Consider the following 17,478-nt stretch of genomic DNA (forward strand, 5'->3'; position numbering starts at 1 on the left):
TTGAATAAAAGTATGAACTGTTACAGTATAAATATGAGTTTTATTCATAATTTTAATAACTATGCAATAAGTAAAATAAATGTTGAATTTAGTCGGAAAATATAGATTTACAAATTGCAGAATATGTACATATAGTTGTAACTGTAAATATTATCCGTTTTCAAATATTTATAAAAGGAGAAATTCATATGAAAGAAATACAAGAGAAATATGAAATTGTAGAAAAATTGGATGCAACGGTAGGCCAAGAAGCATTATGGATAGCTCATCAAATGGAAATAGAAAAAGGAATGAACAATGAACCGATTATAATAAAGCTAAAAGGAAAACTTCAGATAGAGGTTTTGGAGAAAGCGCTTACTGTAATAGTGCAATCACATCCGGCGCTACGTACAATATTTAAGAAGAGGGATGAAAAAATAAAGCAATTAATTCAAAAGAATGTAGAATTTGATATACCAATTAAGGATTTAACTGCCTTTAAAAACACAGAACAAAAATCTATTTTTAAAAATTTCTTAGAATCTATAGTGAATGAGAAATTTAGTTTAGAAGAGGGGCCTTTGTTTAAATTCAACATCATTAAATTCAGTGAAGATACATTTATTTTACATTTAATGTTTCATCACATTATTTACGATGGATGGAGTTTAGGAGTTTTCATCCGACAATTATCTAATACGTATGGTGAATTACTTCAAGAGAAGACGAATGTAGAATTTGAATCTCCTTATAAGAACCTCGTAGAGTATGAGGAGGGTTTTATTGATAGTGCAATATATAAAGAAGGATCATCGTATTGGAAAGATTATTTACAAGGTGAGTTAACTCCTACAGAGTTTCCTATTGATTTTAATAAAATGAATGAAAAGAGATACACAGATAAAAATATAAGTAAGAATATTAATTCGGATTTATTTTATCAAATACAATGTTTTGCTAAAAAAAATAATATAAGTATTTATCGAGTAATGTTAAGTACTTATTGTACCTTGCTTCATCAAATGACAAATGCTGAAGAAATAATTGTTGGTATTCCAATTAATACTAGACCACATACAGAAGAACGAAATACTTTTGGTTATTTTGTTAATACAGTACCTATACGTATAACAATAGAAAAGGGAGAGACATTTAAGGGGATACTTAATAAAGTTAATAAATCTATTCATCTAGCTATTACGTATAAACATAATCCTTACTCACATATAGTAAAAGATTTAAATCTAAATACAAATACAAATCATAATATGGTATATTCCACAGCATTTAATACGATGAAGATACCGGAATTAAAAATTCCTGATATTGAGTCAACAGTTTTAACAGATTGTAAAAGAGTAAATCCTTTTAACATGACCTGGAGAATAATGAGATATGAAGGGGAAACAGAGAATAAAATTGAGATTGACTATAACTCAGCATTATATAAACCAGAGAGTATTAGTGATTTAGTCGAAAGATATATATATTTGTTACAAAAACTAATGAAGAATGTGAACGAACCTATCCATTCATTGAATTTACTTTTAGAGAAAGATCATCGTCTATACAAAGAAATGAACTCAAATGCTCTTACATATCCTCATTCAAAAACACTAGATCAATTAATTGATTTACAAGCATTAAAATCGCCAAATCAAATAGCAATTTCTATGGGGGATAAATCCATTACCTATTATGAATTGCAGCAAAGGTCAAATCAAATAGCGAATTATTTACGTGAAAATGATTTGAAAAAGGGACAACGTGTAAGTATTACAATGGAGAGAGAGATTGATACCATTGTATGGATTCTAGGCATCTTAAAATCAGGTGGAGTTTATGTACCAATTGATCCAAAGTTTCCTGAAAAAAGAATAGAATACATCTTAAAAGATAGCGAAAGTCAAATGATTATTACAAAGAAAGAATATAGAGGATTGATTGAAAGTTTTGCAATTCATACAATTTATCTAGATGATATTCATTACGCTAATTCTATAGAAAATATTGCGCCTACACATACCATAGAAGATGCAGCTTATATTATCTACACGTCAGGTTCAACAGGTTTGCCAAAAGGAGTCGTTGTACCACATAAAGGCGTAGTTAATTTATCATATTCAGTAATCAATACATTTCATTTAGGCAAAGAAGATGTGTTTTTACAATTTGCAACGATCATTTTTGACGCCTCCATTATGGAAATATTTCCGATTTTGCTATGTGGAGGGAGAATGCATTTAATTTCTGAAATCGAAAAACGTTCAGCAGAGGAATTTATAAATGTAATTCAAAAGAATGGTATTACATATGTAGTTTTACCAACTGCATTTTTTAAATTAATAGCTGATATGCCAAAAGAAATGTTACTTAAATTAAAATCTGTAAAACGTGTATTTGTAGGAGGGGAAACTTTACCTGCTGAATCAGTTCGTAAATGGCAAAGTAAATTAGGGTTAAAGATTCCAGTTCTTAATGCATATGGTCCTACTGAAACTACTGTATGTGCAACCATGTATGAAGTAAATGGTGAGATACAAAAAGAAATCTCTAATATCCCAATAGGTAAACCAATTGCTAATAGTGAAGTTTTCGTGGTTAGTCCGTTTAATACGTTATGTCCGTCAGGTGTAGTAGGTGAGTTATTTATTGGCGGTGATGGAGTTGCCAACGGATATTTAAATCAAAAGGAAAAAACAAAAGAGGTGTTTATTTCTTTTGATAAATCCCAAAATCTTGATAAAAAGATGTATTGTACTGGAGATTTAGTACGTCTTTTACCGAATGGAAATTTAGAATTTATCGGAAGGAAAGATAATCAAGTAAAAATACGTGGGTATAGAATTGAGCTTGATGAAATCGAAGGAACATTATTTAAACATCCAGAGGTGAGAGATGCTGTAGTATTCACTTATCAAAACGACAAAATTGTTAGTTTTTATTTATCAAAAGACAATACAGAACTAAAACAAGATGCATTAAAAACATTCTTAAGTGAAAGTTTACCAGATTTTATGATTCCAAATTATGTATTTCACCTTGAAAGTTTTCCTGTATCACCAAGCGGGAAACTAGATAGAAAAAAATTAGAATTACAAATCCCATCTTTACTTGCAAACATGCAGAAGCAATATGTTCCACCGATAAATGAAACAGAAAAAAGATTGGCAAAAACATGGGCAGAGATTTTAAATTTAGAGAAATATAGAATCGGCAGAGATGATGACTTTTTTAAACTTGGGGGACATTCATTAATTGCTGTGCAAGTGTTAAATCAAATTCAAAAAGAGTTTCATCTAAAAATTGAAATTAGAGATATTTTTGAGCATACAACGATTGCTAGTCTATCTGCTTACATCGATAAATTAATGACTGTAAATCATGATAGGGAAGAACAGGAGAAGCAAGTATTAAAAGTTGCAGATAAGGAAAGTTATCAATTATCAAGTGCTCAAAAAAGAATCTGGTTTTTAAATAAGTATAATGCCATTAATAGAGTATATGATACACCACTACACATATATATTGAGCCGAGTTTAAAAAAGGATATTTTACAAGATACCATAAGATTTTTAGTTGAACGACACGAGATGCTACGAACAGTGTTTATTGAAAGAAATGGGGAGCCTAGACAAGTCATCTTAAACTCAATAGCGATAGACTTGATTCACGATGAGATTGAACACATGTCTAAAAAAGAACAACAAGAATATATACGTACAACAATAAATCAAACGGATCATACACCATTTGATTTAGAAAATGGCCCTCTTTTTAGGATTAGAATTTTTAATCTGAATAAGAAAAAGTCTTATTTATATATCAATTTACATCACATTATTACAGATGAGTGGAGTGTAAGGAATTTATTAGATGAATTAATGAAGGTATATAGTGCCTTTGCAAAACGTAGAAATCCTGAGTTGCCAACTATCTCTAATCGATATGTAGATTATGCTGAGTGGGAACAGGAGCAGTTAAATTTAGGTCGGTGGGATACGGAAAAATCTTATTGGATGGCCGAACTTGCAGCACCTCTTCCTATACTAAATCTTCCTTTAGATTTTAGTAGGAATCGTCAAAGTACAAATAAGGGTACAGTATTTGAAATGAAGTTAGATAATGAAATGAAAGAGTCTTTGAAACAAGTATGTGAACAAGAGAATGTTTCTATGTATATGCTATTTTTAGCAGCGTATATTCAATTGTTACATTATCTAACGGATCAAAAAGATATTATTGTAGGTACACCGGTTGTTGGAAGGAATCATCAAGAATTTGAACAAATACAAGGATTTTTTGTAAATACCCTAGCAATTAGAATACAATTAAATGATGTGAAAAATTTAACACAGCTATTACAAGTAGTGAGAGAAAAATGTTTGAATTCTTTCCAAAATCAATCGTACCCATTTGATAAAGTAATTGAACAAATAAATCCTGATAGAAGCTTTGGAAATAACCCGATCTTTTCTACTATGTTTAGTTATCAGAAAGATATTCTGCAGCAACATGATGCGTACAAGCTTCGATTGTTACCTAATAAACAAGATATTAGTAAATTTGACATTTCTTTAGCTGTTGAAGAAGGATTGGATTATGTAGGGATTTCATTTGAGTATGATATTAATCTTTTCAAGGAAGAGTCAATTAATAGGTTTACTCAAAATTTACTTACTATACTGGACGCCTTTATTCATCAACGAACAGTAGCATATGAAAATCTTTCATTCCTATCACAGGAAGAAGAATCTTTATATAAAAAGGTAAATCATACAGAAAGACCATATCCTTATTTTCAAAATATACAGGAGCAATTCTATATGCAAGTAAATAGACAACCCGATCGGATTGCTATAGCGACTGCAACGGAATCTTTAACATATAGACAATTAAATATGAGCTCTAATCAAGTAGCTCAACATTTACTCGAAAAAGGTATAAAAAGAGGTGATAAGGTAGCCATATTTTTAGATAGAAGTATGAATAGTATCGTTTCTATGCTTGGAATATTAAAAGCCGGTGCTGCCTATATACCAATCGATGTAAAATACCCTGAGGATAGAATAAATTATATAGTTCGTGATAGTGAGGCATGTAGAATTATCACGAATAATAAATACAAAAGTTATTTGAATGTAAGTGATTATAATGTTTCAATAATAGAGGATATATATCGTACGACTATAAATGATGATGTGAAAATTTTAAATAGACCAGATGACTTGGCATATGTAATTTATACTTCAGGATCAACAGGAAAACCAAAAGGTACATTATTAACGCATAAAGGAGTATTAAATTTAGTTGAATGGAGAAATGAAGTATTTCAGATTTCTCCAAATGATAAAGTAACACAGTTTTATTCCCATAGTTTTGATTCTTCTGTATCGGAAATTTTTTCAACCTTGTTAAATGGGGCAGAACTATATGTATTAAGTGATGAACAGCGCTATTCAACTGTCGCATATGCACAAGCCATTCAAGAAACACAAGCAACTATTTCTGACTTACCAACAGTATTTTTCAATGAATTATCGACTTCATTAACTAAACTGGATAGCGAAAAGATACGTTCTTTAAGATTTATAATAATGGGAGGGGAAGCTGCATCAACAAATGCCATTAGAAGTTGGCAAAATACTTTTAAAAACCAAGTACAGCTGGTAAATGAGTATGGCCCTACTGAAGCAACCGTTTCAGCAATGTATTATTTCATACCAGTTTTAGAAGGCGACAATAATCTTTTAGGAAGCATACCAGTTGGTATTCCTATTTCTAATACAAAGGTTCATATATTGAATTCATATATGCAACATTGTCCGGTAGGGGCTATAGGTGAATTATATATTGAAAGTTTAGGATTGGCCCAAGGGTATTGGAAGCAGGAAGAGAAAACAAAACAGGCATTTATTTCAAACCCATTTTCAGAAGACAATAGCAAAAGATTATACCGAACTGGTGATTTAGCAAGATGGTTACCAAATGGAAATATAGAATTTATGGGAAGAAAAGATAAGCAGGTTAAAATTAGAGGGCACAGAATTGAGTTAGGGGAAATAGAAGATGCAATGTTACAACTTGATGGGATAAGTCAGGCTGTGGTAACACAAACGAAAGATGGAATGTTACTGCAAGCTTATTATAAAACAGTGGACGGTATAGGGGTAGAGAAAAATAAGGTAGCTTTCCATTTATCAAATGTATTGCCAGAATATATGATCCCTAAATATTACTCTCATGTGTTAGAAATACCAATAACGGCGAATGGGAAAATTGATTTTGAAAAATTGCCAGAAATAGAGTTTGATAATGAACAAAAGGATGAGTGTATACTTAAGCCTCAAACTAAAGTGCAAAAAAGCATTGCAAAGGTATGGTCTGAAGTTCTAAACGTAAAATCTATAGGTTTAAAAGACGATTTCTTTAATTTGGGTGGACATTCTTTAAAAGTTATGCCGGCATTAGTCAAATTAAAACCGTTATACCCTAACTTGAAAATTCAAGATTTCTTTAAGTATAGAACCATAGAAAAATTAGCCTCTCATATTGAAAAGATGGAAGATATGTCTTTCAAGAAAGAGAAAAATATGAATGTAGCATGTATGGAAAATGAAACGAAAACGACTCCTGTTTATGAAACAACTAAAATAGAAGAATGTGAGTTAGATATGGTGAATTATCCAAAAACAGTTTTCCTTACAGGGTCAACAGGATATTTAGGAGCACATATTTTAGAACGGTTATTACAGTTACCATCTACGACTATTTACTGTTTAGTAAGAAAAAATGAGGATCAAGTAATTGGTGCAAAGTTAAAAGAAAGAATGGAGTTTTATTTCGGTAAAGAAATCCTCCAAAAGTTGAAGGAGAGAGTAGAATTAATTGAAGGAGATTTATCTTTGATGAATCTAGGTCTAGATTCAAAGCAATTGGACCATTTAAAGAATAGGATAGAGTCAATCATACATTGTGGTGGAGAAGTTAGACACTATGGAGAACGTGAGCATTTTCAAAAGGTAAATGTTCAATCTACAAAATACTTATTGGAATTAGCTAAGAACACAAATGCACGTTTTCATTATATATCGACTTTAAGTGTAGTAGGTCAGGCTGAAAGCGATCCAAAAGAATTTGAATTCTTTGAGTCTAATTTTGATAGAGGGCAAAATTTAGATAATCTGTACCTGGAAAGTAAGTTTCAAAGCGAGAAAATGGTCAGAGAAGCAATGGAAAAAGGAGTTCGTGCCACGATATACCGTGTGGGGAATTTAGTGGGTAACTCTAAAACAGGTAAATTTCAATACAATATTAATGAAAACGCATTTTATAGATTATTAAAAGGGATATGCCTATCTAGCATAGCTCCTGACGTTAATACGTATGTAGATTTAACGCCTGTAGACTATGGAAGTTTAGCTATTACTGAATTATCTTATAAGGCCAATACAGTAAATAAAACCATGCATATTTGTAATCCACATCAGCTTAAATGGGACCAATTTATTAATAGTTTACCAGCTTTTGGATACGATATCCTGTTAATGAAACAAGAGAAGTATATAGAGAAGTTTTTTAATACGAATCTAACTACTGATGAACAGAAAGCTTTAGAGCTCATAATGCCTTTATTAGAATCTGTAGAAGAGCTATCAGTAGCTATACCATCTTGTTTATACACGCAAGGATATTTGAAGAATGTACATTGTTTAGAGCCAAATCAAGAGTATATCAATTTGTTATTAAACTATGCTATGAGTATAGGGTATTTACCATTAATTAAAGAACCAATACTGTTGTAGTATATTCTATCGATTTTGAGCAAAAAAGAACCTGTTTTCCATTGAGAACAGGTTCTTTTTCTGGAAAGATAACTACTTAGTGGTACGGAACAGATTTCTTCTCAAGAGGGTTGGGAACGCACTATTGAAAATATGAATATACAATTATGCGTTTTTTATAGTAATAAAATCTGATATATAGTTGAAAAGTTTTTGATAGATGGTTTTAAATTATCTTTAAAAATTGAAGGTGATACCTTGAAGTTAAACGACATTTAAAACATTGTTTAATTTATGGATTCTAGAGGGGGGGAGATAAGTTGAGGGAAAATGAAAACATATCAACGAAAGAAAAGATTTTGAATACAACATTGGAGTTAATTAAAGACGAAGGTTTGTAAAGGTATTCAATGAAAAAAACGTTTATAAAATAAACTTAATCACCTTTATAAACTTGATATTCCAATGTTTCGTACATAATCCCTTTCTGTTTATAAAGATATACCTTTATAAACTGTATAATTCTTTTGAATACAATATTTTTCTTTGTATAAATAGATTAAAAAATATTTATATAAAATTATCTCCTTAATTGTGTTTTGGATCATACTTCTATTAATTACAGAAAAATCTATAAATAATAGAGAAAGTTTTACATATATTTACATTACAATTGTTTATGGTTATTATTAATTTGAATTAATATTCTGAATAAAAGGGGATGTTAAAATGTTCAAGAAATTATTAGTGGGAACAGTAGCAACAGGAATTATGCTGTCTGGTGTGGGAAATACGTTTGCTGCTGAGACAAGTACATTAAATAATTATTCTAATAATGTAGTAGAAAAAAGCATTAAAAGTAAACAAAGTAGTGCATCTGTTAATGTTGAAATAAGAAGTAACGGCAATGTTAGATTTCTTGCTGAAAATTTAGCAAATAGATTTGAAAATAAATACTATGATGAAATTATCTTTACAATCGAAGATCCTGGAAATAGGGATTATTTAAAAAGAATTGATCGAGAACAGGAAATAATCTCTGTGACACCAGGGAAAAGTACCTTATCTGGAAACCAAGCACGAATTACATATGGCACAAAAGAAGAGCTTCTTGATCACCTGTACAACATTCATAATAATATGGGATATGATATGCCAAATGATGAAATTATGATTTATGCATACGCAAAGCCCTCAAACGATAGTAAATATTGGCCTTTAAAACCGTTTAAATTACAAGTAAATGATTTGTATTGATAAAATATTATTTTGTTGATTTGGATATACTTTCTTATTATTTTATATAACCTGTCAATCAAGAGCAAGTTGTGCTCAAGTACTACTTATTTTGTTTATTTTTTATTGAAGCTCCGTATATACGGGCTTCTTTTTTGTATAAAGGGGGGGGGGGGCATCCTTTATGTATATAAAGCATGAAGAAGATTTTGAATTCTGGTAGACTTGGTAAAATCCCGTTTTACATGTTTACAATCTTATTCAAGGTATGGTATGTTACCAAATTCCATTCTGTTAAACATGATAAATCCATTAACTCATTTCGTTGTGCCTCTGACAGTAATTGTTTAACTCCCATTGTTTCCCCATTGCTCCTTTATAAGAGTTCCATTTTATTTTTTAACTGCAGTTGATTTGGATATGTGTAAAGTAATGTTGTAAGGATGTTAGAATGCCTAGCTGATTCGCAACTTCGTGAATACTAAATCCTTTTTAATTGTATTGGTACAGAAGAAGTGTCGTAACTGGGCTTCTATAGCTAATTAATTAAGTGTAGCGGGAGACATATATCGATATAGCTCTTCGGCAAATAAAGATAACTCTTGTTTTTGTTGCATATTCATAAAAAGCACGTCACCCTTTCTCATTAACATAAGAAAATAGTAACGTGCTTTTAACTTTAAAAATAGTCTAAATGCCTAAGTTGATGGACATGTGTTCCTTCCCCTTTAACTATGTAATACAAACTACTACCGTCTACATCTACCATGAGCATGTATGGAATCACCCCGAAAATTTAATAAAAGTTACTAATTCCATATGTATTTCAATCTTTATAATTGATCTTAGTAGCAAGAAATATGTTCAATTTCTTTGAAATTCATTATATCTTTCATTTTTCATAAAAATTTATTTTTATTTTAATCATAATTTCTATTGTTTTAGTAAAACATAGAATTGATGTGAAAAAGGAGGAATAAAATATGCAATTAGCTACACATGAATTACGTGATTTAAGTGAATTAATTGCTGGTTGTTATAATACAATTAACATGATGAGTACATACATTCAGCAAGCACAAGATCCAGAATTAAAACAATTATTGCAACAACATTTTCCATTACATGTGCAGGATTATAATTTAAAAGTTGAATTCGTACAGAGTCAAAGTGAACCAAATATTGAAAAATTTCAGCCATCTAAGTTAACGTCTGTACTATCTTCTTACTTAAAAACACCTGTTGAAGAGTTGCCACCTGTTACTCCGGATGTAAACGGAGTAACACCTAATGACCGAGCAATTGCAACTGGATACTTATTAAATCAAAAGTCGGCAGCTTTAAATTATGCTGGTTCTGTATTAGAATGTGCAAACCCTAGCTTAAGAACATTCTTAGAAAATGCTTTCTTAAATAGTGGTAGACATGCATACGATGTATGGCAATATATGGTCAAAAAAGGATATTATCCATTATCTACAGCTCCAGAATCAGAAGTGCAAACTTTAGCTAATATATACCAACCTGTTAGTCAATCTTTTTAAGCATACAATTAATTTTGAATTCATGTAATTTGATTTAAATACTGTTAAGAATCTTAATTTAAAAAAAAGAGGATACTCAATTAGAAACCGCTTGTTTTTTACTTAGGAATTTTTTATTTCAAATGGCCTGTTAGGATGTTAAATGGTGAGTAGTTCAATTTAATATAAAATAATAAAAACCAAACAAATATTTGTTTGGTTTTTATTATTTTATATCAAGAGAGGCAATCTATTTCAAGTATCTATATTGCTTCATATAAATAAATTTCCCAAGCCGATGTCTTTGATGTAAATATTTTTTCAAGAGATAAATTGTTTTCTGCTGTATTTTCAATTGGGACAGCAGAAAATATGTAACGACCACCCATTTTTTTGAAATGCTCTATATTTAGTTCTACATTTTTCAAGCGTCTGTTTGATTTTTTTGTAAACATATAGTGTTTTCCAAGTTCCTCGGTAAAAATATAACAGCGACCACCCCATTCGTCAAAATATGTACGAAGCGTTTCATTTTTCGCTAGTTCCTTCTCGATTATTTTTCGGAATTCATATTTATACGATAGAGGATAAAAATTATTGTATGTATCAAGTGTATAGAATCCATTGTACTGAGCGATAGCAGGATGTAAACCAATATTAGCGACACGGTACTGTTCTAAAGGTAAATCGATATACTCTTTTATCTTCTGGAATTGTTCTTCTGCAAAAAATTCCTTTACTGAAGGTTTATTTTGAAAAATAATTTCCTCATTATAAAAGCTTAACAAAATAATTTGAGCAATCACAAAACCTGTTACAGTGGGTCTCCATATTTTCCCTTGTAACCATAAAACTTTTAATCCAACAGCGAATAAAACATAGATAACTAACGGGCGTAAAAAATGATAACGTGCAAAATTAAATGTATCTAAAATGTGAAAACGTTTTGTTAATGGAAGCCAACCTTTATAAAACCAAAAAGCATACCAAATTGACAAAGCTATGTTAAACAAAAACAAAAAAACAAAGACTTTTTCTTGCTTCCATTGTTTCTTAATAATAATAAAATACAACGCAATAAGTATGACAGGTAAAATAACAAATGTATGGACTGTCATGACATGGGTATGTCCTAGAAGGAAATTTTTCAATGTGAGACGGAGAGATCGCCATAACGATAATCTTGCATGAAAATATTCATCTCTACTGTTAGGTGCAGTAGATAAAAAGAAGGAAGATACTAAGCGATATTCTACAATCATGTAAATGAGCGTCATATAAATAATTGAAAAAAGAAAACGAAAGTTCCATTCTTTTTTTATTACTAAGTCCACTAACCAAAGGACTCCCATTCCGCTTAAAAAAAAGAAAAAACCTAAAACAATACTCGAGTATAGAGGAATAAGAGTGAGTACGAAATAGTTCTTCCACGACCTTTCTCCTTTTCGAATATTTAAAAATGCCCAAAGTGCAAGAGGCATTCCGAGAGTACTAAGCATTCCTGACGGCCAGAAAGGAGTAAGAGCAAAAGCTAATGAAACTCCTACTGCAATGACCCTCCATTCCTCTCTAGGTAAAAAATGTTGTTTTAAAAGAACATACATCCCTATAAATGCAACCACTCTTGTAATCGTTTGACTCAATGCATACGCAACCATATTTGGAAAAAAAGCATACAACCAAACGATACCACTAAATTCCGTACTAAATGCGTTTCTTGACAATTGATTGTTTATCACCTGTGGAATGGTAGCATCAATCGGACCTATTATCTCTCCGCTCCTTGCCAAAACCTTATACCAGGACAAATTGGAATCAAGATTATCATGAACACGAATATGCGCATTTTCTCCAAGAATAAATAAAGGAGACAAATAAAGAATGAGTATGATTGCTGCAAAAACCAGTAACTTTATTTCTTTGTTATTCTGTTTTAAAAACATTGAAAACACCTCGAAAAATTTCAAAAAGTTTATTTATAAAATTTCCTAAACGAAAGAAATTATTCCTGGGTTAATAAGATGTTGTGATTTATATAAATTAAGAAACTTCTTGTATAAACTTAAGTGTGAAAGAGGGAAGAATACCGGAGGGAAATGGATTTACTTCTTAATTTTGATTATTTTTATAAAAAAGAAAAGTCTTAACAGTTAAGTGGATCAAAGACTAGATTGCAGCCATTATTTAATCTAAATAAAGAAAAGAATTATGGCAGTGAAATACACGTGCTACAATTCTTTTTAGTATATTTAAGATTTATTCAATTTTTCTTTATCGTCTACAGCTATATCCTCTTCTATATTTACAGTCTCTTTTACAACATAGATTGGTCGATTCTTACTTTCGTCATAAATACGAGCAATATATTGACTGACAATACCAAGACCAAGAAGTTGCACACCACTGAAGAATGTGATAGCAACCATAAGTGAAGCCCATCCAGTTTGAATATCTTGTCCAATAAATTTAACAATAACTGAGTATATTAAAACTGCAATAGAAATTAATACAGAAATTAAACCTAAAGTTATAACCATTCTTAGTGGCTTTGTAGAAAATGCAATAATACCATCTGAGGCAAATCTCATCATTTTCTTTAAGGGATATTTTGTTTCACCCGCAAAACGTTCATTTCTTACGTATTCAATATATGTTTGGCGGAATCCAATCCAAGACATCATTCCACGTACGAAACGATTTCGTTCTGTCATTTGTTTGAATACATCTGCTACTTTACAATCAATAAGACGGAAGTCACCTGTGTCTTTAGGAATATTAATATCAGACATGAAATTTAAGAAACGGTAGAAATATTTAGCTGTTACAAGTTTAAACCAAGTTTCACCATCACGCCGTTTTCTTTTCGCGTAAACAACCTCATAACCTTCTTCCCATTTTGCGATAAGTTCTGGGATGACTTCAGGTGGATCCTGTAAATCAGCATCAATGATTACGATAGCATCACCTTTAGCAACATCAATTCCTGCTGTTACAGCTATTTGATGTCCAAAATTACGAGCAAAGTTTATGATTTTAGCACGAGAATCTTCGGCTGAAATACCTTTTAAAATTTCCATCGTCCGATCGGTACTACCATCATTTACAAAGATAAATTCATAATTAATATTATTTTGTAGCATAACAGACTTTAAGCAATTATAACATTCTTGTGCTACTTCTTCTTCAAAATACATAGGAACGATAATTGAAATAAGTTTCTCCAAGCTTTTATCCTCCTTGCAGTAGGAATATATTAAATTATTGCAAATGATTTTGTTTGTTGAATGTCCAAAGTTTATTAAGGAAAAAATTCATTATCATACCAACACTGATAGAAACAAGTTGTGAGATAAACTTATTTATAAAAAATTTATCAACTAATATGAATAAATTAATTGTATTAAAAGTTAATACAATTATATTTACGATTAGGAATTTCAAAAATAATGATATCTCTTTATTTTTGAATTCAAAAACCCAATTTTTATTCCAATAATAACTGTTAATAACACCAATTAAATAAGCAAAGCAGTTAGCGGTAAGGTAATTAATACCAACTTTAACCAAAGCTATGTAGCTAATAATTGTGATAAATGTATTTAATATTCCTATCAAGCTAAACTTTAAAAATTTCTTCATAATGTAGTATCCTCATTTTTATAAAAGATATAAAAAATATATAATGATAATTTGCAGTTTTTTGTATAAATCAATGATTACTTTAAGGATGTATTAGGGATTACCATTTCAAAAAAGAAGATTGTACGTTTAGACATAAATGAACCGGTTCCCTGTAAGATAAAGAACCGGCTATCTATTTACTGTTGTTTTGATGGGATTTTTGTCTTGTAATGGTGATGATTATCAGTTTGGTCACCATGTCTCTTTTGGTTGTTAGGTGTAATTTCATCAGCAAATTCCATATTTGCTAAATTTACTTTGGATGGAATAAATGATCTTGTTTTATTTTGAAAACCTTGGAACGTATGTTTTATAGGTTTCATCATACTTGAATTACGTGTTGCCAATAACCCTAAAACTGTTCCTAATCCTAGTAAAGAAGCCCAAATCCATCCTTTATTGTTCTTCTTTTTATTTCCGAATAACTCAAGTATTCGTTGGATTATTTTCCTATAATTCAATGATGACATCAAAAAGTTAAGTATATTCAATTTTGTCCCCCCTATAAAAAATCGTAAAAAGAAACACTAGGTTCATTTCCACATTATTTATAATGCGATATTTTATAGAAATTTATAATACCAACTTATACTAATAATTCTTGATTTTTAAATTGGAACCCTTAATGTTACCAGAGTATTTTTGTTAAAATATGTAAAAATATTTTATGTGAAATTCAAAAATGAGATGAAAAGCTATATATTATTGAATTGGAATTTTATAAATTCTTTTTTAATAGCCGGTTATGTAATGTCGAGAGGGTGAGTAACGCAAAAATCGAGCCTACCAAGGCAAGTGACATATCCCATTGTGCATCCCATATATCGCCTTGCATACCTAAAAAGTCTTTTGCTGCTTGTCCTCCCTTTGCTAGTTGAAAAGCTAACCATTCAATGATTTCGTATAATGCAGCAATAGCAAGTGAAATACTTATACTAATCGTAATTAACCAAGGGCCTTCGGTTAGTTGAGTTTTCCGTAATAAGATTTCTCTTATCACAATGATAAACAAACCTTTTATCAGATGTCCAAATCGATCGTAGTGATTTCGTTTTAAATCAAAAATATCTTGTATCCAATTAAAAAGAGGCACCTCTGAGTATGTGTAATGACCACCGACAAACATTGTTATGGATAATATTGTAATAATCATATAAAAGAGAGTGGTGAGACGAAACTTATTGTACGTTGTAATTACAATGAATAAACCGAAAATAGCAGGGATAGCTTCTGCTGCCCATGTCGAGTATTTTGCGGGGTTAATAACAGACCATATAAAAACAGCGATAACAACCAATAATAAAAATAGGTGAATCACTGTACGTTTGTTTCTTATCAATTTTTTCACTCCTATTGAAGTTTTTTGCTTAAAGTATTTGAAAAAAACAATTTCGTATACAGAGTAATTATGATTGTTAACTCCCTTTTCCATTTTAAGATAGGCTTACAGATATCTTAAAATCTTACCTTTTCAATAATTATATTTAATTTTAATTGGATGTATGGGAAAAAATACTGAAAAAACTTCAGCAAATTCTTTTTTTTAAAGTAGATGATAATAACATAAATATTTAACTGAAAGGAGGAATAATCCCGTGAGGAAAAGAAAATATTTACTTGCTTTTATGTCTACTATTTTATCTGTAGGTTTGTTATCTGGTTGCAATGGCGTCGATGAAGATGAGCCAGATCCGACGGAAGAACCTTCCGAAGAAATTCGCGAAAATAATAATCAATAATAGCCTAATATAGGAGTTATCATTAATATACTGTTATCAAACAGCCTAATTGGAGTAGAGTAATATGAAAAGTGATTAAATGGAATAGAACAAGCAAAAAACACCTCTTACTATCGTATTTAATTAAATACGATAGTAAGAGGTGTTTTTTGTTATAAAAGTAGCATTTCAAAACTCGTATACTTTTTGTTCTTTCTAACGATCATCATTCAACCATGTTATTTGATTATAAGTGTTTTGATTGTACAACAAAAATTTTAATATAGAACGCTACATGCCTTTTATTGTTTAAAGATGCTTGCTTACGTCGAATTTTCAGAATATGTATAATATTCTTTGGACATGTCGATAAAGGATATGGAATGAAAGGATGATAAGCATGAAGTGGCTTGTAATTGGGATCGGGATTCTGTTATTGATTATTTTGTTTATATTGTTTTTGAAAATATCTTTGAAAATTACTTTCTTATATACAGAAATAGAAAAACAGTGTTTACTACAAGTGAAAATATGGAAATTTAAATATACGTTTGATGTGTTAGGAAGAATAGAAAAGCAGCAAAAAAAGACTGGACAAAAAATTGAAAAAGCAGAAGAAGAGGGCGGTATTGAAAATAAAGTAATGGCACAGATTGATAGTATTGGAGAGATAGTAAAAAAGTTGCAAGAGATTCATTCTGTACTAAAAAAAATCTGAAAAAAGTTAAAATCAATCAATGGAGATGGCATTCACAAATTGGAACAGGGGACGCAGCTAGTACTGGAATCATAACCGGTTTTGCGTGGTCAATAAAAGGAATGGTTGTCGGAGTTGTTGGAGAATATATGTATATTATTGATATACCAGAGCTTGAAATTACGCCTGTATTTCAAGGGAAAGGTTTTGCATCTAGGTGTGAATTAACAGCATCATTTCATATTTATCGTTCGATAATAACGGTATTTATGTTATTTATGTTCATGAAAAAGCAACAATCCGTTAGCACAGAAGAATCGGTTCAGACATAAAGGCTGACAATGAAAAAAGAATTTTATTTATTTCGCTCAACTTCAGCAAATTTTTAAGTACTTTTAGTTATTTCCATGCCAGTTTTATTCTTATATTTTGCCTATTCAATATTTATGCGCGATACAGGAGATTCTAAAACGTTATTTTAGTTCTTAATTGTTAGTCAGCCATAAACATCATTTTATTACTTATTCTTATTTTTGACTAGATGGGAATATTTAATTTATATATATGAGTTTCTTGATTCTTCTGTTATCTCAACAATTGTAACATTTGTTGAGATAACAGAAGAATCATCTAATTACAGTAGATGAGACAGTACGAAAATATCTTCGTATGGATTTGGATTTATTAAAACTATTATTACGTTTTGGGATTCCAGCGAGTATTAACATGATAATTGTTTTGTTAGAAGAAATATTTTGGATATTAGTATTTTTAACAGCAGCTAGAAGAAAATGTATGTTTAGTAGTACCATGTATTGTTTGAAAAACTGAATGCTAGTTTGTTTTACATATTTTCA

9 protein-coding genes and 4 pseudogenes are annotated in these 17,478 nt (G+C 30.4%); 7 read left to right on the forward strand and 6 right to left on the reverse strand.

Annotated features, from left to right (window positions below; translation table 11 throughout):
• The first annotated feature begins 188 nt into the window (after positions 1–188).
• The 3 genes and pseudogenes from MR143_RS15120 to MR143_RS15130 all read left to right on the forward strand — a co-directional run bounded on the left by MR143_RS15120 (position 189) and on the right by MR143_RS15130 (position 9,023).
• A complete protein-coding gene (locus tag MR143_RS15120) occupies positions 189–7,787 on the forward strand; it encodes a non-ribosomal peptide synthetase (protein ID WP_242280824.1) in 7,599 nt (2,532 codons plus the stop codon).
• A gap of 299 nt (positions 7,788–8,086) precedes the next feature.
• Positions 8,087–8,161: pseudogene (locus MR143_RS15125) on the forward strand (TetR/AcrR family transcriptional regulator); the annotation flags it as partial.
• Positions 8,162–8,495: 334 nt separating this feature from the next.
• The gene (locus MR143_RS15130; protein WP_061884900.1) at positions 8,496–9,023 is read left to right on the forward strand and encodes a hypothetical protein; all 528 of its coding nucleotides are present in this window, start codon (positions 8,496–8,498) and stop codon (positions 9,021–9,023) included.
• 355 nt (positions 9,024–9,378) lie between these two features.
• Here MR143_RS15130 and MR143_RS15135 read toward each other — a convergent pair.
• Positions 9,379–9,529: pseudogene (locus MR143_RS15135) on the reverse strand (transposase); the annotation flags it as partial.
• A gap of 456 nt (positions 9,530–9,985) precedes the next feature.
• Here MR143_RS15135 and MR143_RS15140 point away from each other — a divergent pair.
• Positions 9,986–10,546: a spore coat protein gene (locus MR143_RS15140; protein ID WP_061884899.1), complete on the forward strand. Its 561-nt coding sequence runs from the start codon at positions 9,986–9,988 to the stop codon at positions 10,544–10,546.
• 242 nt (positions 10,547–10,788) lie between these two features.
• Here the strand turns inward: MR143_RS15140 and MR143_RS15145 are convergent, their stop codons facing one another.
• The 5 genes from MR143_RS15145 to MR143_RS15165 all read right to left on the reverse strand — a co-directional run bounded on the left by MR143_RS15145 (position 10,789) and on the right by MR143_RS15165 (position 15,545).
• Positions 10,789–12,468: a DUF6044 family protein gene (locus MR143_RS15145; RefSeq protein ID WP_242280825.1), complete on the reverse strand. Its 1,680-nt coding sequence runs from the start codon at positions 12,466–12,468 to the stop codon at positions 10,789–10,791.
• 306 nt (positions 12,469–12,774) lie between these two features.
• On the reverse strand, positions 12,775–13,749 hold the full coding sequence (locus tag MR143_RS15150; RefSeq protein ID WP_242280826.1) for a glycosyltransferase family 2 protein: 975 nt from the start codon (positions 13,747–13,749) through the stop codon (positions 12,775–12,777).
• A 34-nt stretch (positions 13,750–13,783) separates the two neighbouring features.
• Positions 13,784–14,164: a GtrA family protein gene (locus tag MR143_RS15155; RefSeq protein ID WP_242280827.1), complete on the reverse strand. Its 381-nt coding sequence runs from the start codon at positions 14,162–14,164 to the stop codon at positions 13,784–13,786.
• Between the two features lie 179 nt (positions 14,165–14,343).
• On the reverse strand, positions 14,344–14,697 hold the full coding sequence (locus MR143_RS15160; RefSeq protein ID WP_242280828.1) for a hypothetical protein: 354 nt from the start codon (positions 14,695–14,697) through the stop codon (positions 14,344–14,346).
• A gap of 227 nt (positions 14,698–14,924) precedes the next feature.
• Positions 14,925–15,545, reverse strand: coding sequence for a DUF2238 domain-containing protein (locus tag MR143_RS15165; protein WP_242280829.1), 621 nt, complete (start codon positions 15,543–15,545; stop codon positions 14,925–14,927).
• Positions 15,546–15,801: 256 nt separating this feature from the next.
• Here MR143_RS15165 and MR143_RS15170 point away from each other — a divergent pair, with 256 nt between their 5' ends.
• The 3 genes and pseudogenes from MR143_RS15170 to MR143_RS15180 all read left to right on the forward strand — a co-directional run.
• The gene (locus MR143_RS15170; protein ID WP_242280830.1) at positions 15,802–15,945 is read left to right on the forward strand and encodes a hypothetical protein; all 144 of its coding nucleotides are present in this window, start codon (positions 15,802–15,804) and stop codon (positions 15,943–15,945) included.
• Positions 15,946–16,315: 370 nt separating this feature from the next.
• Positions 16,316–16,953, forward strand: a pseudogene (locus MR143_RS15175) (DUF2953 domain-containing protein).
• Positions 16,954–17,013: 60 nt separating this feature from the next.
• Positions 17,014–17,374: pseudogene (locus MR143_RS15180) on the forward strand (MATE family efflux transporter); the annotation flags it as partial.
• Between the last annotated feature and the right edge of the window lie 104 nt (positions 17,375–17,478).

The organism is Bacillus cereus group sp. BfR-BA-01347 (assembly GCF_022663835.1).
Taxonomy (GTDB): Bacteria; Bacillota; Bacilli; order Bacillales; family Bacillaceae_G; genus Bacillus_A; species Bacillus_A thuringiensis_K.

Excerpts from the sequence above, each read along its gene's own strand:
- MR143_RS15140 (WP_061884899.1), top strand. The coding sequence starts at position 9,986 with ATGCAATTAGCTACACATGAATTACGTGATTTAAGTGAATTAATTGCT.
- MR143_RS15155 (WP_242280827.1), bottom strand. The coding sequence starts at position 14,164 with ATGAAGAAATTTTTAAAGTTTAGCTTGATAGGAATATTAAATACATTT.
- MR143_RS15120 (WP_242280824.1), top strand. The coding sequence starts at position 189 with ATGAAAGAAATACAAGAGAAATATGAAATTGTAGAAAAATTGGATGCA.
- MR143_RS15130 (WP_061884900.1), top strand. The coding sequence starts at position 8,496 with ATGTTCAAGAAATTATTAGTGGGAACAGTAGCAACAGGAATTATGCTG.
- MR143_RS15145 (WP_242280825.1), bottom strand. The coding sequence starts at position 12,468 with ATGTTTTTAAAACAGAATAACAAAGAAATAAAGTTACTGGTTTTTGCA.